This is a genomic window from Cohnella herbarum (assembly GCF_012849095.1).
GTDB classification, from domain to species: domain Bacteria; phylum Bacillota; class Bacilli; order Paenibacillales; family Paenibacillaceae; genus Cohnella; species Cohnella herbarum.
This window is the reverse complement of sequence record NZ_CP051680.1, coordinates 391,784-414,012: the sequence shown is the minus strand read 5'-3', so window position 1 is coordinate 414,012 and position 22,229 is coordinate 391,784. Positions and strand designations below refer to the sequence as shown.

The following is a 22,229-nucleotide window of genomic DNA, read 5'->3' as shown; positions in this document are numbered from 1 at the left end:
GAAGAAGCATCGGATAACAAGAAAGCCGCGACCTCGTTAATCTCGTCCGCGGCACCGCTTCTACCCAACCGCGCTTTCGTTCTAATCGCGGCTTTCTGCTGCTCGGATTGGCGCCCGATTGCCTCTTTCGTATCGAAATCCCCGGGCACGAGCACGTTGGCGCGAATACCGTGCTGCGCGTAGTCCGCCGCCACGACGCGCGTCATCTGATCCACTCCGGCTTTGGCCGCGCCGTATGCCAAGCACCCCTCGGACACGATCTGTCCCAGAATCGAGGAGGTGTTGACGATAGAGCCTCCCCCGATCGGATAAGCAGAGGAATGGCGTACTTGCACAATAAGAACGTACTCGTCAACGTTCCTCTTATCGAGTTGTCCCATTCCCCTAACGACATGTCCAAGATCGGCTTCCATCCGCTCGTGTAGACGTTGTGATACGTGCCATCCAGCCTGCCGATACGTCGATCCGCATCGGCGATGACCGCCATGACCTCTTTTTCATCGCACATATCCGCCTGCTTGAACATCAAACGGGACTCGCCGTATCGTTCTTGGAGAAGACCGATTTCGGGGTAATCGTTCAAAGGAGCGCGATCGCAGCCATATATCGTTGCTCCGCGCTCCAGAAACATCCCGATAGCCGAACGACCGAGCGTACCTAGACACCCCGTAATCAATATCGCCTTGTCCTGTAACGTATTCACTAAGATCACCTGCCTACAGTAGTTATGGTTACATCGGTTCATTACTCGTCGCGCTTGGCAAAGGGTAACAACGAATTTCGTAAATGGCGGCAGAAAGATCGCCGTTCGTAGCCTGAATGACCACGCGCAAGCGATCTGTCGTTACCGGTGTATCCAAAGTAACGACGCGCCTACGCTGATAGTTGCCCAGCAACTTCGCCAGCACAATCCAACGGCCGTCTACGCTGGCTTCGATCGCAACATCCTTCGGACATTGCGGATCCTTGTAGAACGCGGGGTACAGCATATATCCGCGGAGCAACTGGCCGGGGAAAGTCAGTTCGATGACGCCTAGCTCGATAGGTTGTTCCCACGTCAGCTCCAGCCACTGAGGCAGTTGTTGCGCAGGGTCCGAACGCCATAGATTCGTATAGCGATAAGGGCGCGACACCCCGCTAAGCACGTTACTTGCTTCGTAACAGGCTTGCGGAGGTTCAACCTTCAAGCTCATCATAACGCCTTGGCCGAACTTGCGCATTTTCCCTTCTCCGATCTCATATGCGCTAACGTGTCCCGGTTCGATCGAGGTTGACGAATGCCAACCGACGAACGGGTTCGCGAGCAAATCCAGCCGAACGTAAGAGCCTCGAAGTTCCCGTACATCCAGGTTCACGTTCCATTCCGCCCAATGCTCCAATCCGGGCGGTACAGATAGAACGGTTGAAGCTAGCGGCAGACCCGGTTCGCATCGATAATCCCATAGATGATCGACCGCGTAAATCCTCGCTTCAATGTGTTGCGCCGTGTCCGAATCGTTACTTAAGCACACCGACAGAGAATCGATGCGATCCGCTCCGATCGCGATCCATTGTCCGCGGGTAGCGGTCAAAGCATCCTGCCGCGAATCCGATTCGTTCCGTCCCGGAACAGGTCCGACCGGGGCAAGCTTAGCTGCGCTGCTTGCACGGACCGAAGCTTTGCGGGCTAAGTCGTCGGGATCGTCATTGACTGCGTTAGGCAAGAAGCAACCATCGCGCAGCAATGCTTGCTGAACATCCCCGATATTCCTTTCCGGTACTTCGCGAACGTGAAAACCGCCTTTCACTGCCAGCGCCGCCGCCGTACCCGCAGCTTGCCCCATCACCGCCGTCGTTCCCATCACCCGAACCGCGCCGAGCGCCGCATGCGTTACGCTAACGTTGCGCCCTGCCATCATCAGATTGTTCATGTCTTTGGCTATGAGAATTCGCAAAGGGATGCCGAACGGCCCCACATAACTTTTCGCCATATAAGTTTGATCCCCTTGTTCTTCCACGGCGGATTTCTCGCTGTACTCCGCCATCAGCCCTCCGGGCTCATGCAGATCGATGAACCATCCTCCGAACGCGACCTCATCCGGAAATACCGTCTTCCGCAAGGGATCGTGCTCCGTCATTAAATATTCGCCGATAATCCGTCGACTCTCCCGCTTGCCCGGCACTTGCCCGATCCAGTCCAGCGCGTAATTTTGCGCTTCCTCGCGCAAGACCGGATCTCGATTCTTGATATAATCCCATACTCCGAGCACGTGCCGGGTTAATTCATGCCGCAACGTCTCATTATCATGAATCGTATGCCAAGGCAGCGACAATTCTAGCCACCAGAATCCGCTGTACGGGTTAACTCCCCTGCCTCGTTTCCAGAAAAAATCCGGATCTTCGTATCGAACCGCCCAATCCGGCGCGGCGAACGGCACCGGATGACCGACGTTCTTCGCCTTAATGTGAATCGAACTGCCCATCACCGCATCGCTCGCTTGATCCGGGGCATGGGGCTCGCCGAATTCGTCCCGGCCTTCCGTTCCGTATCTCCACTTGCAGCCCGCGAGCGCCGCGACGATCCCGTCGCCCGTGCAATCGATGAATGTAGTTCCTCTTAGATGCAGCTCTGTTTCGGCATGACCGACGCGCGCGATGACCGTCTCGACCGTACGCTCGTCGCTCATCACGACGTCCGTAACGGTAGAATTCAAGCGAAAGGTTAATCCCGGCGTCTTGACGGCCATGTCGTACATCACCATATCCCAGACGCTGTTGATATAGCCGTTATCGAATATCGGGCTTTCGTGATTCAGCGCGCGCTCCTCGATGAGCAACTCGGATATGATCCCCGTCTCACGCGCATAGGCATGAAAACTAGCCGCGCCTTGCGGAGGAACGCGGATTTCCGACGAACTGTTGCCGCCGAACACGGGGCGGTCTTGCACTAGACACACTTTCGCCCCATGACGCGCTGCTGCGACAGCCGCGGAGAACCCGGCTAGCCCTCCTCCGCATACCACGATATCGTATTGCTCCTCCACAATGCGCATTCCGGTCGTGATCCGTTCCGTTCCGCCCATTTTCTAACCTCCTTAAGGAAATGCGATTCCGCGATACCGAATCACGCAGCCGTACAATTCCGCGGACCCCACGTGCAGGCAATCGTCTTCCTTTCCATATGCCAATCGGGAAATGTGATGGATGTTGCCGAATTCCGACGGTAGGGCATTCAGCTCTCTATTGTCCTTAATCATCCGAGGTCTTCCTAGATCGACGAATCCATGCTTTCCCGAAAAATGAAACACATGCCCCGCTTCCTTATCGCCGCCATAGATTCCGAGCACCTCATCATTGTCCATTCGAATGAAGTCGCGCAGCTCGCCATTGGAATACAGTCTGCCGTAAACGGTTCTGTCCCGCAGATCCGGAGTCAGGCTGAACAGTAGGCCGTCTCTTGTTCCCGCCACGACGGTTCCATCGGACAGAACCGCCCCTCCGGTAATCGTCGCTTGGAACATCCGGCCTCTGATGGAAGCCGCTTTAACCGTCAATGTCTCGATACGTTGATCATTAATCGAATACATAATAATTTCGTCATTCCGGCCGCTCAGCAGCAATCTGTCGTTATCCAGCTGTACGATATAACCGTCGCGCGGGTCGACTTGGATCGGACCGAGTCTACTGAAGTCGTTCCCGGCGCATACGAATAAGAAGCCTTCTCTATCACTTGCAAGCAACTTCCCTTCCTCAAGCACGGCATGAAGTTTGATTAAGCCGTTCTCGAGCGGAACAATCGTCTCCTCCCAGCTCCCTTTCGTCAGGTCGATCAAGAGAATACGATGATCCGTCGTCAGCACGGCCGCTTTATTTTCTTCTATTGAAAGGCAACTTAAGGGAGCGCCCCCGTGGTAGATCGTCTTTATTTGCAAAGGACAATCACCGGCAAATTCGGATTCGGTGAGCATGACGCTTTCTTTGCCTCCGACGGTATACAGTTTGCCGTTAATCGCGCTCATATGTTTGACCGCCGTATCCTTCCAGTCCATATGCCGATGCAAAGGTAACGTACTGACCTCCCGTGCCGCTATGTGCATGAAAGCCGCACTGCCAACGCCATTGTAATCCGATTCGTAGTAAGGCGTCAGAGCCGCGTTCGGCGTCTCCTCTCCCGGCGGTTGAAGCTTATCGACATCTACGGCAAGAATATAAGGAGAAAATTGTCCGCATACGTCTACCATATGAAGCAAGCCGTTATCGTCGAAGATCATTTCGCAAATATATTGGGAATCCTTCCCGCCCCACGTGATCAATCCCAGATTTTCCGGCTTGCCGCCTCGCAGGAGATCCCAGCGCACCAAACGGATCGGACGGTACTCGTCATGCGTCTTCAATCCATAGTAAATAACGAAATTCTCGTCCGCCGCGAAGCCGCCGATGCCATACCCGTTAACCGACGGGACGTCCGAAGGCAGAATCGAGCCATGACGCGTAACTTCCAACGTCTCCGGGTGCAATTCGATGATCTCGCCGTCCATATTGCCGACCAAGAGCAGCGTATCCCGCGGAGTATGCAGCGCGAAAATAAACTGTCTGCGGTGTTTCGTCCCGCTCGGCGGATGAAAACGAATTTTCAAATCCTCTATCTCGTCGTTCTCGGGATCGTACCTCCAGAAGCTTCCGGTGTAGGAGCTTCCGTAAAACCGGCCTTTCGCATCCTTCACCAACCGGCACGAAGAAAATTCGGACACTTTGCCGTAATCTTTCACTTCGTTCGTCTCTAGATCGATTCGATAGAAATGGCCTCTCATATACCCTAGAAAATAATAGTATCTTGGATCATTGCCGAGCATACCGCCGTAGATGCTTTCCCTAGGTACGGGAATTCCTTTGATCTGCACTTCGTTCGTGTCCGGATTCACGAGCATCAAGATCGACCCGGGATACCCTTCCCACGGATGCTCGTAATGCTGTTCGAACATCCATTGCCGATGACCGGGCGCCGGAGCCGTATTGTGCGTCGCCATAATAAGTCTTCCGTCCGGCATGAAGTCGATACTCGTATGAATTTTACTAGGGGGCATTTGCGCCGGATCGACGATCCAAATGTTCGCAACGTCGAACATCAACCGAAGATCGCCTGTAGTCGGATAATATTCGTAGAGCAACGCCGTTAAAGGCTTTTCGTTTTCCCCGCACACGCTCACATAGAATCGGCCGTCCGGCGAACGTACGAAATCCCAGACGGCGTTATGTCCTTCTTCATTCGGCAATTGGGTAAACCGCGCATGATGCTCGGGAATACCGGCTAGCAAATTCGGTTTCAAAGCTATTCCTCCTCAAGGGCGACTTGTGACGTTATCGATAAGTAATGCCTAACCTCGGCGTATCCAGCTTCTTTCCCTCATATAGCGAATCCATGGCGTAACAGATCATTCCGGTCGTCAGCAGCGTGCGCTCAGCCGGGAACGGGGGACGGCCATCGATGATCAAATCTTCGACCATGCGGGTCAATCGTTCGAAATGGGCGAACGGCCGATCCAAGTCGCTGTCGCAAAGCGCCGCCGTTATTTGACGATGGCGATCGCGGAAAGCGAAGCTCCAATGCTCGGTGAGCCGCTTAAATTGGACGATGTATCCCTTCGTACCGTCCCGATACTCGATAATGAACAGGGCAGGATCCGGCTCGACTTCCCTTGGATGAATCCCGGGCAAATTCGGTATCGTCTTAAGCGCATACAATAAGAGATCCTCCGGCCATTCACCCCGATCCATCGCCGCCCACGCTTCGCCATCGGTACCACGCAGCAATTGAACCGAGCGAACGCCGGTTTCTCCGCCCTTTCTCCGTTCGGTAAGCGATTGCATGACTTCCATCGCGTGAATGCCGTAACCTTCAAGCCCGCCCGAGCTGATGACGACGACTTCTCGCAAGTCTCTCAGTTGGCCCATGTCAAACTTCGGAATGTGGTCGCAATGCGGAATAGAGGAGCCTCCCAAGAAGGGGATTCCTCTGAATTTCATCGCGTCGTACATCCATAGAGCATCGTCATAATCGTAAGCCAGATGTTTATCGGAGAAGATCGGGACCGTCAGCCCGAGTTCGTCCAGCGCGGCGATCGTCTCCTCCAGGAATCTCCTGCGCGGATACATCATCTGCTCCTTCTCGTTCATCGGATAGTCGCCATGCTCGCCGATGAGGATAACTCCGTCGATCGGCTCCGCGCGATGAGACGCCCTAATAGCCTCTCTAATCGTCGAGCAGATCGGTATTCCCATCCGTTCTGCCTCATCCCTGCTCATGTCATTCGCGGGGAACTGATCCACGTAGAGAGAGACGACCTCTACTCGCGGATGATAGTTTAACCTTCCCAGCAGCCGTCCGACAATGACTTCAGCGTGGGAATTGTAACGATATTCGGTTACGATCGCCGCGACTCTTTTCCTACCGCTGCCGCTCACTTGTTGTCCTCCCGACATCGCCGATTGTATTCACTAGCGCGCTAATAAGTGAATTTTATCTTCGATCCTATTTATAGTCAATAATTTTTCACAAATGTATAAATATTTCTACATTGTGTTGAAATCGATGGCGATTAACGCTAATAAAACGTATTTATTTTCATGGATATGAAACGGTTTGGTTGTAGATGGGGATTTTGCGCGTATTAAAGCCATCAGTTCTCCCTTAGTTGTGGAGTACTCCTTCGGGAATCTAATGTCGCTTTTTGCGACAATGGGCGGGGCTTTGCTCGTTTGCCCAGCTCTAAAGTCGCTTTTTGCGACAATGGGCGGGGCTTTGCTCGTTTGCCCGGCTCTATAGTCGCTTTTTGCGACAATGGGCGGGGCTTTGCTCGTTTGCCCAGCTCTAAAGTCGCTTTTTGCGACAATGGGCGGGGCGGCATTGCTCGTTTCGAGCGATATATTCTCTGACAACGCAAGAAAAACCGCCAGTTCTTCCTGGCGGCCGTTCGTTTTATCGGATTGGTATGGTTTCTCGATTGGTATGGTCGTTCGACTAGTTTGGCTTCCCCAAAGTGATGACCACGTTGCCCTTTTTACGCCCTGTATCGACGTATCTATGCGCCTCGGATATCTGATCTAGCGAGTAGCGCCGGTCGATGACCGCTTTGATTTTCCCGGCCTCGACGAGTTCTTTGAGAAAATCGAAATTGGCTTTGTTCTGTTTTAAGCCTGCCGTCGTAAATTTCGCTCTTTTGCCGCCGGTCACGGTCGTCCACAACATCCTAAGCAATATTCCCATCGTTAGAACCGTGTTGAGATAGACTCCGTTTGGCTTAAGCGATCCTTTACTTCTGGAAAACGAACTTTTACCGACCGCGTCGAAAATGACGTCGTAAACTTGACCGATCCTGGTGAAATCCTCTTTCGTATAATCGACGACCTTGTCAGCCCCAAGGGATTTCACCAATTGTACGTTCGCCGTACTGCATACTCCGGTAACTTCGGCTCCATAATATTTCGCAAGCTGTACGGCGTAAGCCCCCACGGCACCGGAGGCGCCATTGATCAGAACCTGCTGCCCGCTCCGTACATTCGCAAGATCCCTAAGGAACGTCAACGCGGTTAATCCCCCGTCACAGACGGCCGCGGCATCTTCATAGGTTGCGTTAGCCGGTTGAATGGCTACCGTTTTCCCTTCGGGCAAACAGATATATTCGGCATGCGCGCCGAATTGATTCGGACTCATGCCGAATACCCGGTCGCCTTTCTTGAATAACTTCACAACGCTGCCGACCGCTTCTACTTCGCCGGCGAATTCGACGCCTTGCCGCGGGTTTCTCGGTTTCGTAAGGCCGAATACGAGTCTTATCATGAAGGTGTCGGCCTTACGAAAGGCGCAATCCGACGGCCCCACAACCGCGGCATGTATTCTGATCAGTATTTCGTTGTCCTTGGCCGTAGGTTTCTCCACCTCTTGAAGCTGAAGAACGTCCGGAGAACCATATTGGGTGCATAGAACGGCTTTCATGTATGATTTCCCTCCCTAGACCCGGCCACTTTTCGGCACGCCCCGAAGGGAATGCGGAAATGCCGAATCGCGTCTGGATCGAAACTCAATCCACAAATAATATAGCTAATCCGCAACGTTTGCGTATAGCTACTTAAGTACTGTTTGGGGAGGGGGAAGTTCAATTAATCGCCTACATCGTTTCATGAACCCTCTCATTGGTTAGGAAATTCCTGGTAACTAGCCAGTTGCCGGAGCCTACTCGGCCACTGCTCCCCCAGAGTATCGGAGTCAACCAGCTCGCTATTATGACCGTCGCGCCGGATTCAGCCTGACTGGCGTACTGCGGTCAACGTTTCGACAGAAAGTCGAGAACCCGCTACCACAATCAATTTCGGCTGACCGAGCTCCTGCTCAGTGACAGTTTCATCGAATACAAGCACATTGTTCATGGGGTCAAATAACGAATGTACCCGATGCTCGGCCTCGAAAACGGTACCTCTCTCCAGCGGGAATCGATCTGCCGCAGTGTTCGCTTTCAGTTGATGTCTGGGGAACGAATATCTCGAAATAAACATACAGCTCCCATGTGCCGGAATCGTTCCATGGCTGAGTAGATGCCAGACTTGAAAAACGCTTAGGCTAGCATCCTCAGCCCGCAAATGGCGATTGCCGTACAATCGTTCATTCTGGCCATAATTGCTGTCATCCGCATAAATAAACACGATATCCGCATTCGCCTCCGAATGGCTCCATTCCAATGGATGCTCCGGCACAAATTTACGCGCGAATTCATCCCAAACCTCGCCAAACTCGGTCTTCAGAAATCGTACAAATAATTCTCCAGCAGCTTGGTGACTCCAATTTTCTGTTGGACCGTTCCCTGCTTGTCCGACTTCAAAATAGGATCGATTATCGCGGTATTGGTCATGATCATGAGCGCCGCATCCGCAGCGCCATCCATAAAAGTCTGGGGGTTCTCCATGGAATGCTTTAGCGCTGTTTCCATCATATCCATCCCGTTCTGTTCGATCATTTCCGTGAATTTGTTAATCGTAAATACGGAAATGATCGTTGTCGGCGTGATAATGAACACCAGCAGCAAAATCAGAATTTGCGAACGAACGCTTCCGAATATATTCCACTTTTTCAACATCTTCATGTCACCTCCTATAAGTAAGCGTTAACATAAGTTGCAATAATTCCAATCACGAATAAATGGAAACGATCGTATTTAAACAACCTTCCGAAGAATTGTTCTCTCCGGAAGGTTACTCACGATCTATTAATCGAATTGATATTAGACTTATAGCGTGCTTAGGAATTCATAAGTGCCCGAAGCGATATCGAATTTCAAACAATTCTCGGCTTCTCCCGATGCCGTACAGCCTCGCAAAGCAGTGTCCTCAACCGACATACCGTTAACGGATACAGCACCTTTCGGAATCCATACGGTAGCGGTCGTATTCGGAGGAATCGCGACAACAAGGCGGAATGGCCCTTCGCTTTCCTGCTTCCAATGCGTAGAGATCGTGCCGTATAACGATTCGTAGGATGCTTCCACCTCAGTCAGCGTTCCACCCGGACGCGGGCGAATGATGGCGTGACGGAAGCCGGACGCAGCTGCGTCCGTCTCGATCCCCGCCATATATCGATACATCCATTCGCCGACGGAGCCTAGAGAGTAATGATTGAAGGAGTTCATGGATGGCGTCTGGAAGCCATTGTCCTCCGTCCAACCGTCCCAACGTTCCCATATCGTCGTCGCACCGTGCTTGATCGAATACATCCAAGAAGGAAACTCCTCTTGGGTTAACAGCTGGTAAGCGACATCCAGTCGACCATTATCCGTAAGTGCCGGAAGTAAATAACCTACTCCTAGGAATCCGGTAGACAGTCGGTCACCTCGCTGCTTAATATCCGCCGTCAGATGCGCAACAGCCTTCTCTCGAAGATCATCGGTCAATAAACCGAATTGCAGCGCCAATACGTATACGGTTTGAGTGTGACCGCGGATAACTCCCGCTTCATCGACGAACGCCCCTCGGAAAGCCGCGGCAATATCCGCGAACAAAGCTTGATAATGCGCCTCGTCATCCGTTCTGCCTAGAACGCCCGCAATACGCGATAGCAGCTGCGTACTGTATGCAAAATAAGCGGTTGCAAGCACCTCATTCGGCGTATCCGCCCCGATCGATAACCAATCTCCGTAATTGGCGTAGTCCGGACGAACAAGGTTAGTTGTGGTGCAACGCAAATATTCAACCCAACGTTCCATGGCCCCATAGTTCGCTTCCAGAATACGCGTATCTCCATACATCAGGTACTGGGTCCATGGAATAACGACCCCCGCATCGCCCCAGCCCGAATTGTCCGGCGCATACCAATTCAGTCTCGTATTCCACATTTTATGCCGAATCCAACCTGCATCCGGAGCGACATCAGTGAATGCGCCTGATGGTTGCTGGCAATCTAGCATATCTTGATAGAACTTGGTGAAAAATCGAGAAACGTCCATATTGTAGGATGCCGTGCGGGCAAATATTTGAGCGTCTCCCGTCCAACCCAATCGTTCGTCGCGCTGTGGACAGTCCGTTGGAACCGATAAGAAATTGCCTCTTTGACCCCACGTAATATTCGAATAAAGCTGGTTTACCTTCTCGTCGGAAGTGCGCAGGCTCCCGGTTTTAGGCGTATCCGAATGGACGACCTTACCTGCAATCGTGTCGAGATCCGCTTCACCCGGATATCCGATCAGCTCGACGTAACGAAAGCCGTGAAAGGTGAAGTTCGGCTCGTATCGCTCTTCTCCTTCGCCTTTGAGGATATAATGATTCTGCTGAACGGCCACGCGTAAATTATCCAAATACATCGAACCGTCCGGATTAAGCATCTCCGCATGACTTAATGTAATTCGCGTTCCACGATCGCCGGTAACCTTAACTTCCGTCCAGCCCACCATATTTTGTCCCATATCATAGATATAAGTTCCGGTGTCCGTCTTGCGAATACTGATCGGCTTCAGGACTTCCGTCGTCCGAATAGGAGGTTCCAGAGTTGCGCTCAGAACGCCATTGTAGCCAGGACGCACATCCGGCTTCTCCCAAGCAGAGTCGTCATAGTTAGCCTTGTCCCAGCCGCTCAGTTCCTTCGTCGCGTCATAGGTTTCACCTTTAATCATGTCGGAATAGAGGATCGGACCGGTCGTTACCGCCCAGCTGCCATCGGTGACTACGCTGTCGCGGCTTCCGTCTTCGTACTCGATATTCGTCTGTAGGAGGAAGAAAGGTCTTTCCCCATATACTTTATCGCCTAGAAATCCAACCGTCCCCGAATACCAGCCATCTCCCAAAATGACGCTGAACGTATTGATTCCCGCTTGGAGCTGCCCCGTAATATCGTAGGCTTGCACTTGCGTACGAACATTGTAATCGGTCCATCCCGGCGCGAACCAATCTCCGCCCACACGGGTACCGTTTATGCTAAGCTTATATACACCAAGTGCGGTCGCATAAGCTGTAGCACGCTTAATCGGACCGCGAATTGCGAACGTCTTGCGTAAATAGGGGGAAGGCAATAGCAGCTTCTCCATCTCGGGTTTATGCTCTTCCGATCCTGAAGCATCCTCGGAAATCACATTCGTTACAGGCTTACGTCCGATCCATTTGCCCTTCCAAGCAGCACGAGAGAGCAATCCGATACTCCAGAATGCAGACTCGCTCCAATCGGATTGCCGATCGTTCCCATCCCAAATACGAACCTTCCAATAATATACGCCTTCCTGCTCAAGCGGATTGCCATCATAGACAATCTGGATGGATGCGCCGTTAGCCACTTTACCGCTATCCCACATATCGGCATCGTCACGATCAAGCTGCTGTAGGGATGAAGCAACGAGAATTTGATAAGCGGTTTGTGTTACAGCTTGCTCCTCGGTTTCTATTCTCCAAAAAAGACGGGGTGCGAGTGTATTTAGCCCGAGCGGATTAATCGCATATTCTGTTTTGCAGCCTACAATCTTAAGTGTCATGATGACGTTCTCCCCTTCTCTTCATTGTAAGCATGGAATAATACTAGCTTAGCGTACATGTCCTCCAGTGTGAATCTGGAATCTACATAACGATATACCCGGATGATTCGTCCATCCTCCCGGTCCTCGTAGCTCATATCCTCGCGAATATATGGGGCCTTGCGCAAGTCGTATTCGAATGTGTGATCATCAATCAGAAGCGATACTGCGGGAGAATCCCCGAGCATCCACATCTCGCCTTTCGGCCACCTTGCGCCATGTCTTGGTAATAGGTTGAATTCAACAAGCTGCTCATAGAGATACTTCCCGATTTCACCGTAGGGACGGACTCTAACCGCTAGTTCAGCCAAGCTAACCCGGATCATGGAATAGACGTTCTTAGGAACCTGCCACAACGGTATCGGAGATTGGAATACGGTATTCGCCGCTTTAATATCGTTAAGCAGGTTAAATTCCTCTGCTCCAATCGGGTACGTTCCACCGCCTATCCACACCGCTGTCAAACGGTCGGCAATTCGAGGCTCCATTAAGTAAGCGGAAGCCATGTCTGTTAGAGGACCGAGGAAAATGACGTACAAGGGTAACGGATCATCCTTCAAAGCCTCACGAATAATAAGCTCGGCGCCTTCGGAGACGACGGGAATCGATGCATCCTCGAGCGCATGCGGAGCACCCTTATAGAGAGGAACCGTATGTTCCATCTCCATCAGCTTTAGCAGCTTGCTTGCTTCAGCATACGATTCCTCCATTGTCGTTGTCGTACGCGTACCGAAGTGCGCCGCGATAATTCCTGCAATATGGAACCTAGGCGTCAACAGCGCATGGACGATCGCATATTGATCATCCGCTTCGTTCGCCGGATCTGTGTTAATGATGACGCGTATTCTTTTGTTATCGGCAATCTGGAAGGGCATGATCATGAGATACATCACTCCTTGGATTCGTTAATTTAATGCCGCTTCTGCGGTAAGAACCGCCTTTAGCGCGGCTTGCCAGCCTTTGTCTAAGGAAGCGCGTTCTTCTTCATCCATATGAGGGATATAAGTCTGTCGCTTGCGATAGAAGCTAGCCAGCTCTTGTTCGTTGCTCCATACGCCGAGCGCTAGCCCGCCGATGTAAGCCGAGCCGAGCGCGGACAGCTCCGCGGCCTCGGAGGAGACGACCGGGACATTCAGCAGATCCGCCTGGAGCTGCATCAATGTCCCATTCGTGGTTGCGCCGCCGTCGACGCGAAGCTCGGCGAGGCGCATGCCTGTATGCCGCTCCAGTAGACGGACGGCGTCCGTCACCTGGTAAGCGATGCTCTCGACTGTGGCGCGGAGCAGATGGCGGCGGTCGGAGGAACGGTTCATTCCGACGAAGGCTGCGCGAGCGCGCGAGTTCCAATGCGGTGCGCCGAGGCCGACGAAGGCCGGCACCAGATAGACGCCTCCGGCATCCGGGATAGCGGTGATCATCTCTTCGAGTTCTTCAAATGTGCTATATAACCCCATCTGATCACGAGCCCAGTTCAAGCTATCGCCTGTCGAGTGAATGATGGCTTCTAGCGCATATTCTACACGTCGACCGACACCCCATGCGATTGCAGATACTAGGCCGCCCGATGCCTGGATCGGCTTCTCTCCGACATTCATCAGAATCGATGTGCCGGTTCCGTAAGTTCCTTTGGCCATACCAGGATGTATACATTGCTGTCCGTACAAGGCACCTTGCGAATCTCCGATCACACCCGCAATCCGTGCACCCTCTGGAAAAAGCTCGGGCTCATCCATTGTTCCAAACAAGTGATCGCTTGGATAAACCTTCGGCAGAATACTCGAGGGTACACCAAAGAGCTCCGCCAACTCCTCATCCCACCGTAACGTATGAATATTAAATAACTGCGTTCTGCTTGCATTCGTGTAATCGGTTGCATGAATCCGTCCACCCGTTAACTTCCACAAGAGCCAGCTATCCACCGTACCTGCCATTAGCTCATCGAGAGGGTGATCCGCTGCATGGTGATCGAGTAGCCAACGCCATTTCGCGGCAGAGAAGTAGGGATCTAGCAGCAAGCCTGTTTTCGCTTGTACGAGAGCCTCATGGCCCTCGGTCTTCAACCGGTCGCAGAAATCTGCGGTCCGACGACATTGCCACACGATGGCATTCGCTATCGGCAAGCCTGTTTTACTGTTCCAGATTAAAGCCGTCTCTCGCTGATTCGTGATCGTAATTCCCGCAATTGCCATGGGAGACAAATCTGCTTGGGTGAGCACCCCCGAATAACAGACTTCACATTATGATAGAGTTCCATTGGGTCGTGCTCCACCCAACCCTCCCGAGGATAGTATTGCTGATGGGGCATCGCGAGCTTGCTCACGATGCGACCCTCTTGATTCGTTAATATCGCTTTGGTTCCCGTCGTGCTCTGATCAATCGTCAGCACAGTTGAGCCGTCCATCTCTACTGCCCCTTCTTCGCAAGCCGCTCTTGAGCGATCTTTAATACGTTCTCTGCCGAAAGGCCGTAGTGGCGGAAAATTTCAGAAGTTTTACCTGCAATAGCCGGTTCGTCTGGGATGCCAAGAATATGAACAGGTACCGGACATGAGCTTGAAGTGACTTCGGCAACTGCCGCGCCGAGCCCACCGTAGATGCTATGCTCCTCAAGCGTAATAATAAAGCCAGTCTCCCTTGCCGCGCTCAGTATGGCCTCCGCATCAAGCGGCTTAATCGTATGCATATTAAGCACGCGAGCGTGAATGCCCTCCTTCGCCATGAGCTCCGCTGCATCTAACGCAATGCGAACAGTTTCGCCTACTGCTATTAAGGTCAAATGCTCGCCATCGTTCAATTGAACCGCCTTGCCGATCTCGAACTCATAATCCTCCGATTCGTAGACATCTTCAACCGGATTGCGTCCAATTCGAACATATACGCCGCCTTCATGTTTAACGAGAGCCTCCGTCAGCTTCTTCGTCTCATATCGATCAGCGGGTATGACAACCGTTAATCCCGGGATCGCCCGAGTAACCGCATAATCCTGCAAGGAATGATGCGACATGCCCAGCGCGCCGTAGCTCACGCCGCCGCTGATACCGACCAGCTTAACGTTAGTCCCCGAATAGGCCACATCCACTTTGATTTGCTCGATGCTGCGCATGCTAAGGAAGCATGCAGGCGAGGTAACGAAAGGTATTTTACCACTGTGCGCCAGTCCGGCTGCGATACCTACAATATTCTGTTCAGCGATACCTGTCTCTACGAATTGCTCTGGATATTGCTTGGCAAAAGGCGCCATAGCCGCAGATCCGCGAGAATCGCTTGTCAATACCATAATATCTCTATCCGTTTGGGCCAGCTCCAATAGTTTCTCGCACATGGCCTGACGATTAGGAATGGATTGCATGAGTAGTTACACTCCCTTCATCCTGGTTCGTAATTGCTGCAGTCAACTCATCGATAGCCCGCTGTAGCTCAGCATCATTAGGAACGTGATGATGCCATTCCGGAACATTTTCAGCGAAGGACACGCCCTTACCCTTAATCGTATTCGCAATAACAAGCGTAGGTTTACCGGTCACCTGCGGCGCGGATTCGAACGCGTGAACCAGTTGGTCATAGTCATGTCCATCTATAGATACGACGTTCCAGCCGAAGGCTTCCCACTTCTGATCTAGAGGGTCAATACCCATGACATCCTCCGTGGAACCGCTAATTTGTAATCTATTGCGGTCGATAATGCCTACGAGATTGTCTAGCTTATAATGAGCGCCAGCCATCGCGGCTTCCCATACGGAGCCTTCCGCTTGCTCTCCGTCTCCCATCAGACAGAATACCCGGCTAGGTCTGCTATCCTTGCGCGCGGCAAGCGCCATTCCTACGGATACCGACAAGCCGTGACCGAGCGCTCCCGTATTCATCTCGATGCCCGGCACCTTGTTATTCGGATGACCGATTAAACGCGTTCCGAACTGACAGAAGGTGGAGAGCTCCTCCTTGGGGAAATAGCCAAGATCGGCGAGTATACACCAGAGCGACTCCACGGAGTGACCCTTACTGGCAATGAAGCGGTCGCGATCCGGCCATTTCGGATTAAGCGGATCATGGCGCATGACGTGAAAATACAAAGCGGTCAATACATCGGTATTGCTCAGCGATCCGCCGGTATGGCCCATCTTAGCCCCATGTATGAGCTTAAGCAGGTCCATGCGGATTTGTAGAGATTTAATACGCAGGTTTTCTGTCGTAGTCATCCTCATACACTTCCTCTCAGCCACGCTTGAATTTGCGCTTCCGTCGGATCTACGGGATCTGGCGTTAAACCAGGGATATAGGAGCACGCTTCATATAACGAAGGAATAACATTCGCATGAATCCCGACGGAATGATGAACATAAGGACCTTTAACCAGCTTCTCTTCCCACAACGGCCAGTCGTTAACCTCTACCCACACATAGGAGCCACGAGTATAAGGACCTTGAATACCGCGGGCTTTGCCAAGGAACAGCTGATATTCTCCATGATCGCCATCGAATCGGGCTAACGTCATATCCCCTCCTCGAATCTCGCCTTCATGCGTTCCGGGTGCATGGTCATCGAAGAGAAAATGCTTGCGCATCTTCGGCTTATCTTCAACAGATAAGGATACAGGGAAGTTCCCGCAATGAAATAACAGCTCTCCATTTGCATTCTCGGGATGACGAATCGTTAAATCCGCGAAAAAGATCGGTGCTTCGTTCATAGCTGCAGCCTGCACCATTATGGATGTGATTGCACCATGGATATCCGTCTCGCATGTGACTGGAATCTGCTCGTCCGTGAGCAACGCATTCGCTAGGCATGGCATGATTCCAATGGCATCTTGCAGTGAGGACCAGCACTGAATCGCGATCGCTGTGCTGCCTGTATCTGTCGCATACTTCTTCATCGCAACTTTTAGCGCAGCTACACGGCGTACATCATCGTCTGTCACTTCAGAAATATCAAGCTTCTCGCGAATGTAAGTAATCGCCTCTTGCATTTCCGTGCTGTTCATTTTCTCTTGGTGCTTTGCGGCTTTCGTAATATCAACAAGAGTGATCGGGTATAACTCAATTCCGAACCGCTCTAGCAGCTCTCCTTCATTGCACATCATCGTCCAGAAAGAATGAGGGCGCGGTCCGATCTGCAGAATACGCAGTTTGCGGAATTGCCGAACGACGTTGGCCGCCGAGATGAAGTTTTTGAACCCTCTCTCAAAGACAGGGTCATTCACTCTGCTATTCGTAATATAGGTAAAAGGAACATTGAATCGACGCAGCACCTTACCTGTGGCAAAAAGTCCGCATTGGGTATCCCTTAGCCGCATCCCGTCCTCTAGCGGCGCTTCATCTCGGGGTCCCCATAGCAATACGGGCTTACCTAGACTTTTAGCCACGCGGGCAACGGTATCCTCTGTTCCGAAATTACAATGGGGGAAAAACACCGCGTCCACGTCCTGCTGCTTAAAGCGCTCCGCAATCTGCTCCGCATTGATGTGATCATCGTAGAGCAAGCCTTCCGAATTCAAGCCCTCAAGGTCGACGATGTCGATGTCCATGCCGAAGGAATCCATCTTCTCGCGGATTTGTACCTTGTACTTAAAAGCATCTTGTTCACTAAATGTGAACCGACGCGTAGGCGCGTAACCAAGCTTTAATTTTTTCATTGCCTTATCCCCCTAAACTAAACTAAATAAATTAACTAAACTAATTGGATTTTTATCGGTAATACAAACTAAACTAATAACTTAACTTCATCCTAGCACCCGAAATCAACCTCGTCAATACAAAAAAGACACCGATTCCAATAGAAGTTTAGTGGATATTTAATAAAATCAACTAAACAACAAACATTGATGATTGCTATTGTTTAGGAACAATTGTAAACTAAACTTATTATTTGTTGAGCTATGACAGCTGTCACGTTGTGCTATTGACGGCGTCTTTCTGATTGTTCGGAAAATTTGGCGAGGATGGAGAATGTTTGCGTGAAAATGGAGGATATCGCTAAGCAAGCCAATGTATCTAAATCGGCTGTATCCCTTGCCCTTAATGGCAAGCCGGGTATAAGCGAGGATACACGTGAACGGGTTATCAGAATTGCGCAAGAGTCGGGGTATATTACAAAAAGAAGAGCTGCCCCGGCTCAAGAGCGCCCCCTCTCGTCTCTGCTATTCCTTGTCTGCGCGAATTCGGGGATCGTATTAGAACAGTATTATCAGCAACCTTTCTTCCGTGAATTGATTCATTATATTGAAGAGCGCTGCCGTTCCAAAGGATACTCCCTGCAGTTCGCTACTCTGAATACGGAATCGTTGGAACAGAACGTCAAAAGCCTAAGCGAAGATAATCGGAATAGCGGCGTGATCCTCCTGGGAACGAATTTAAGCAGACAGCAAATCGTAAGCATCGCCGAGCATTTACCGCATCTCGTTGTGCTCGATACCAATTTCGAAACCTTGCCTATTCCTTTTGTTGAAATAAATAATGTGATGGGCGCTTATCAAGCAGGCTCCTATTTGTATGAGATCGGCCACCGGGAAATCGGTTATATCGCCTCTAATGTTCGGATCCATAATTTCAATTCGCGTAAACGAGGCTTCATGTCTGCGCTTCAAGACAGAGAGCTTACCATTCCCGATAACCGCATATTCTCGGTCGCGCCAACGATTCTCTACTCACAGGATTCGATGAGAGAGCAGTTCCAGCTTTATTTACAAAAAAACGGACATCTTCCGACCGCATTGTTCTGCGAATGCGATTACATCGCCATCAGCGCGATGAAGACACTGAACGAGTTAGGGTTTCGAGTGCCGGAGGACGTGTCTGTCATCGGCTTTGATAATATTACCGAGTCTATGGTGGTCACTCCTGAGCTAACGACGATTCACGTCGAGAAGGAGAAAATGGCGCAGGTAGCAGTCGACTTGCTTATCGAGCTTATTAATGAAGGCTTGAACATGACCACGAAAACAACGATCGATACGAAATTCATCGAAAGATTGTCGTGTCGCGCCCCTGCCATCGCTTCCAAATAAAAATTTCAAATTTTATCCTCTAATATCGCAACAGTCCCCATCCAATAAAGGTGGGGACTGTTGTTCGATTCTGTGCAGTTGATCCTAAATAGATAGAAGCTTGTTTATCGCCCACCACCATTTCAACCCCTTTCGACACTATCCCCTTGGCTCAGGACACCATGTTTTGGAGGCAGAATTGGAGCAATAGCGTTATGACATCACTCTATCAACCGAATAATGGACTTGAGCACATGTATAGCGTTACGCCATAACGTTATTAGCATCGGATTCACATTTTGGAGGCAGATTTAGAAGATTAGCGTTATGACATCACTCTATCGACCGAATAATGGAGTTGAGCACAAGAATAAAGTTATGCCATAACGTTATTGGCCTCGGATTCATGTTTTGGAGGCAGAATTGGAGGTGGATCCGGAAGAAAAGTAAAGAGGCTGCCCGTAGAGTAACTTTTGGCACAGCCTCATGTCCTAATTATGGTGCTATTATACAGAGTGCTTTATGTTATCCTCCGCTTCGCACTTGATTAAAGAAGTTAACGTTGCCGACTTGGCCGCCCTTCAATACCAGTTCCAGACCGTCAAGCCGCGGGTTGGTCGAAGAGGCACGGCACAGAGGTCCGCCCGGAGTCAGAGCGGCAACGCACTCTAGCGCATAAATGTCCAATTCTCGGGTGACATAGCCGGATGTATCCCCACCGGCAATGACGATTCGCGTCAGACCTGTTTCGATGATGAGCGACTTAGCTAAAGAGCCGAGTATCGATCCGAGCAGTCGGCTGCTGTCATCGGCACGATAGCCCCGGGCAATGAGCGCCTTACGGAATTTCTCGATACTCCTATCGCCTGGTCCCGTTGCCGAATACAACAAGACGCTTCTCCCCTGCTCCAGCAAAGCTCTCGCTTCTTCCATCAACCGTTCGTGAGCATGTTTAGCAGAGACTGGGTCGATCAATTCATCCACCGGAACGCGCAGACCTACAAAACCATCCGATAGAGCAGCGTTAATCTGCCCTTCGGTAATCGGTGAGCAGCTCCCGGACACGACGAGCATCCGGTCAACAGCGGGGACGCTTGTCGAAACTTCCGGATGTCGTTCAACCAGCCCTACCGACTTCCAGCAAGCGCTAAGCGCATATTCGACTCCGGACGAGCCGATGACGAACAGACCATCGCTACGGTCAGCCTCCTCCAATATTAACTTGCCCGCCGTCTCCAGTCGTTCATCATCCAGTACATCGAATAGCAAGATTTCGGGTCGTTGCGCGGATACGCATTGGTTCAGCCGTTCCCGCACTTCGGAAATTTCGCCTTGCAGCGCTAGAATATCGATCAATGAGATCCGATAATCGCATTGTTCTGCAAGATGCTTGCGCAAATCCGCTTCCTTCATTGGAGTGATCGGGTGTCTCGACATCGTCGGATGACGATCCAATCGATGAACCTCTTCTCCTGCTGCTGCGAAATGATTGCCAAACAACGTATATCGACCCAAGTACGGGACGCCGACAAGCAGCGGAATGAATCGGCCGCCGAACGTTTCACGGCCGATTCGCGCAGCCGTTCCGATATTGCCGATTTCCGGCGAGGAATCGAAGGTGGAACAAATTTTATAATGTACGATTGCCGCATCGGCTCTCTTCAACATCTCGAAAATCGGACGCAGCTCCTGCTCAGCCGCATCGGGTGACAAGGATCGTCCGACGCCAGCCACGCCGAACGCTTCGAGCGATTCAAAGCGTCCTCGAAGCTGTTCGTCGCTTGGCGGCTCTAGGAACAGCGCGCTTCTCACGCCAGCGCGGAATAGCGATTCCAGCACATCCGTCGAGCCGGTGAAATCGTCGCCGTAATAACAAAGCAGCTTGCTATGTCGACGGTCGTGGGCTACGGAACTACCGCACCCTTCGTCCAACTGAGCCCGCTCTAACGAATCCGTCATCGCCGATCAGCCCTTTCCGTATTTCTCGATCGCTCGTTTCAGTGCAGGATATGACTCAGCGTACTCCTCAAGCGGAATGCCCTTGACCGCCGCTTCCCATCCCAGCTTCATGCTTTCAAATCCGGCAGCCGCGCCATCCGGATGAGCCAGAATGCCTCCGCCTGCCAAATGCATAACGTCAACCGTGCTTGTAGCGGCATATGTGGCCGGCGCTGTACCTGCCCATTGCGCCGACGATACGACCGGCATTGTCGCATATCCGCCATGCATCGGTGTTACGCACGCTTGAATGGATCGAACGACGGAGTCGTTGCTCTCATAGAACTTGCTATTCAGCCCATTCACGTGCAGATGGTCCGCACCCGCCAGTCGGCAAAGCTTCTGGTAAGCGGAAAATTCGAAACCAAGCAGCGGAGAGCGGGTCAGCATCCCCCACTGATTGCGATGACCGTGTATCGGCACTTCACTGTACCCATTCAAATGGGCTAGTCCGGCTAATCCGATACTCATGATGCTGACCATGACGCAATTACCGCCGGCCTTCACGACCAAGTCATGATTGCGTTTCATTTCTTCTATGTCACCGGTAATATTAAAGGCGTACATTATTTTTTTGCCAGTAGCGTCTGCTGCCCTCTCGATGGCTTCCATCACGGATTTCACCTTCAGATCGAGAGGCGCATAAGGAGGATTCGCGTTCAGTTCGTCATCCTTGATGAAATCGAGTCCCGCTTCGGATACGTCCATAATAATCCGTTGTAAATCTTCCATCGCTAAGCCGATGCTCGGCTTCACGATCGTCCCTAGAATGGGACGATCAGAGACCCCGGTTAAGCGGCGTGTTCCTTCAATACCGAATTTCGGACCGGGATATCGAGCCGCGAAGGCATCCGGCAGCTCCAGATCGACTAACCGCAATCCCGACAACTCTTGCAATTCATATAAATTACCCGCTATGGCGGACATCAGATTTGGGATGGACGGACCGAAATTATGCAGCGGAAAGGACACCGTTACAAGCCCACGGCGATATAAACCGTCATGCCCTGGCGGGGTCTTAGAGCCGGGTAGCGAAGGCTCATCTACCGTCTCTAGCTCAACAATGTTCTCCACGCGCGCGCCATGCTTACCCTTCAGCTCGTCCGTCTCTCCGGGAACAGCCGTGAACGTTCCAGTAGACTGTTCTCCGGCGATCACCTCCGCTGCTCTGCGCAGAGAATAAGGTGTCTCGACGAGATAGACGACTTTAACTCTATCCTGAACCAATGGGAT

At 51.6% G+C, this 22,229-nt stretch carries 14 protein-coding genes and 2 pseudogenes; 1 reads left to right on the top strand and 15 read right to left on the bottom strand.

Annotation, left to right across the window (positions count from 1 at the left end):
• Positions 1-17 precede the first annotated feature (17 nt).
• The 13 genes and pseudogenes from HH215_RS36260 to HH215_RS01530 form a co-directional block, all read right to left on the bottom strand.
• Positions 18-745, bottom strand: a pseudogene (locus HH215_RS36260) (SDR family NAD(P)-dependent oxidoreductase); the annotation flags it as partial.
• Positions 732-3,062, bottom strand: coding sequence for an FAD-dependent oxidoreductase (locus HH215_RS01585; protein WP_254450335.1), 2,331 nt, complete (start codon positions 3,060-3,062; stop codon positions 732-734). The pseudogene HH215_RS36260 and the gene HH215_RS01585, both read right to left, overlap by 14 nt.
• 12 nt (positions 3,063-3,074) lie before the next feature.
• Positions 3,075-5,306 (bottom strand): hypothetical protein, encoded by a 2,232-nt coding sequence (locus HH215_RS01580; protein WP_169278306.1) that lies wholly within the window; start codon positions 5,304-5,306, stop codon positions 3,075-3,077.
• 31 nt (positions 5,307-5,337) lie between these two features.
• Positions 5,338-6,441, bottom strand: coding sequence for a hypothetical protein (locus HH215_RS01575; RefSeq protein WP_169278305.1), 1,104 nt, complete (start codon positions 6,439-6,441; stop codon positions 5,338-5,340).
• A 556-nt stretch (positions 6,442-6,997) separates the two neighbouring features.
• Positions 6,998-7,972, bottom strand: coding sequence for an NAD(P)-dependent alcohol dehydrogenase (locus HH215_RS01570; RefSeq protein ID WP_169278304.1), 975 nt, complete (start codon positions 7,970-7,972; stop codon positions 6,998-7,000).
• Positions 7,973-8,277: 305 nt separating this feature from the next.
• Complete coding sequence (locus HH215_RS01565) at positions 8,278-8,712, bottom strand: hypothetical protein (protein WP_169278303.1); 435 nt, start codon at positions 8,710-8,712, stop codon at positions 8,278-8,280.
• Between the two features lie 59 nt (positions 8,713-8,771).
• Positions 8,772-9,113: a hypothetical protein gene (locus HH215_RS01560; RefSeq protein WP_169278302.1), complete on the bottom strand. Its 342-nt coding sequence runs from the start codon at positions 9,111-9,113 to the stop codon at positions 8,772-8,774.
• Between the two features lie 144 nt (positions 9,114-9,257).
• On the bottom strand, positions 9,258-11,981 hold the full coding sequence (locus HH215_RS01555) for a family 78 glycoside hydrolase catalytic domain (protein ID WP_169278301.1): 2,724 nt from the start codon (positions 11,979-11,981) through the stop codon (positions 9,258-9,260).
• Positions 11,978-12,901: a nucleoside hydrolase gene (locus HH215_RS01550; protein ID WP_254450334.1), complete on the bottom strand. Its 924-nt coding sequence runs from the start codon at positions 12,899-12,901 to the stop codon at positions 11,978-11,980. The genes HH215_RS01555 and HH215_RS01550 overlap by 4 nt, the downstream gene beginning before the upstream one ends.
• A gap of 24 nt (positions 12,902-12,925) precedes the next feature.
• Positions 12,926-14,421 (bottom strand): annotated as a pseudogene (locus HH215_RS01545) (FGGY family carbohydrate kinase).
• A 2-nt stretch (positions 14,422-14,423) separates the two neighbouring features.
• Complete coding sequence (locus HH215_RS01540) at positions 14,424-15,368, bottom strand: transketolase family protein (protein ID WP_169278300.1); 945 nt, start codon at positions 15,366-15,368, stop codon at positions 14,424-14,426.
• Entirely contained in the window at positions 15,352-16,221 is an 870-nt protein-coding gene (locus HH215_RS01535; RefSeq protein ID WP_169278299.1) for a transketolase, read from the bottom strand. The genes HH215_RS01540 and HH215_RS01535 overlap by 17 nt, the downstream gene beginning before the upstream one ends.
• Positions 16,218-17,648 carry an L-fucose/L-arabinose isomerase family protein gene (locus HH215_RS01530; protein WP_169278298.1) on the bottom strand — a complete coding sequence of 477 codons (1,431 nt, stop codon included), beginning with the start codon at positions 17,646-17,648 and terminating at the stop codon, positions 16,218-16,220. The genes HH215_RS01535 and HH215_RS01530 overlap by 4 nt, the downstream gene beginning before the upstream one ends.
• A 321-nt stretch (positions 17,649-17,969) precedes the next feature.
• On the opposite strand from HH215_RS01530, the gene HH215_RS01525 reads away from it, so the two are divergent.
• A complete protein-coding gene (locus HH215_RS01525) occupies positions 17,970-19,019 on the top strand; it encodes a LacI family DNA-binding transcriptional regulator (protein ID WP_174887595.1) in 1,050 nt (349 codons plus the stop codon).
• Positions 19,020-19,523: 504 nt separating this feature from the next.
• Here the strand turns inward: HH215_RS01525 and HH215_RS01520 are convergent.
• A complete protein-coding gene (locus HH215_RS01520; RefSeq protein WP_169278296.1) occupies positions 19,524-20,957 on the bottom strand; it encodes a four-carbon acid sugar kinase family protein in 1,434 nt (477 codons plus the stop codon).
• 6 nt (positions 20,958-20,963) lie between these two features.
• Positions 20,964-22,223: a ribulose-bisphosphate carboxylase large subunit family protein gene (locus HH215_RS01515; protein ID WP_169278295.1), complete on the bottom strand. Its 1,260-nt coding sequence runs from the start codon at positions 22,221-22,223 to the stop codon at positions 20,964-20,966.
• Between the last annotated feature and the right edge of the window lie 6 nt (positions 22,224-22,229).

Coding starts and splice junctions, on each gene's coding strand:
- HH215_RS01585 (WP_254450335.1), bottom strand. CDS start 3,062: ATGGGCGGAACGGAACGGATCACGACCGGAATGCGCATTGTGGAGGAG.
- HH215_RS01570 (WP_169278304.1), bottom strand. CDS start 7,972: ATGAAAGCCGTTCTATGCACCCAATATGGTTCTCCGGACGTTCTTCAG.
- HH215_RS01560 (WP_169278302.1), bottom strand. CDS start 9,113: ATGAAGATGTTGAAAAAGTGGAATATATTCGGAAGCGTTCGTTCGCAA.
- HH215_RS01555 (WP_169278301.1), bottom strand. CDS start 11,981: ATGACACTTAAGATTGTAGGCTGCAAAACAGAATATGCGATTAATCCG.
- HH215_RS01550 (WP_254450334.1), bottom strand. CDS start 12,901: ATGATCATGCCCTTCCAGATTGCCGATAACAAAAGAATACGCGTCATC.
- HH215_RS01540 (WP_169278300.1), bottom strand. CDS start 15,368: ATGCAATCCATTCCTAATCGTCAGGCCATGTGCGAGAAACTATTGGAG.
- HH215_RS01535 (WP_169278299.1), bottom strand. CDS start 16,221: ATGAGGATGACTACGACAGAAAACCTGCGTATTAAATCTCTACAAATC.
- HH215_RS01530 (WP_169278298.1), bottom strand. CDS start 17,648: ATGAAAAAATTAAAGCTTGGTTACGCGCCTACGCGTCGGTTCACATTT.
- HH215_RS01520 (WP_169278296.1), bottom strand. CDS start 20,957: ATGACGGATTCGTTAGAGCGGGCTCAGTTGGACGAAGGGTGCGGTAGT.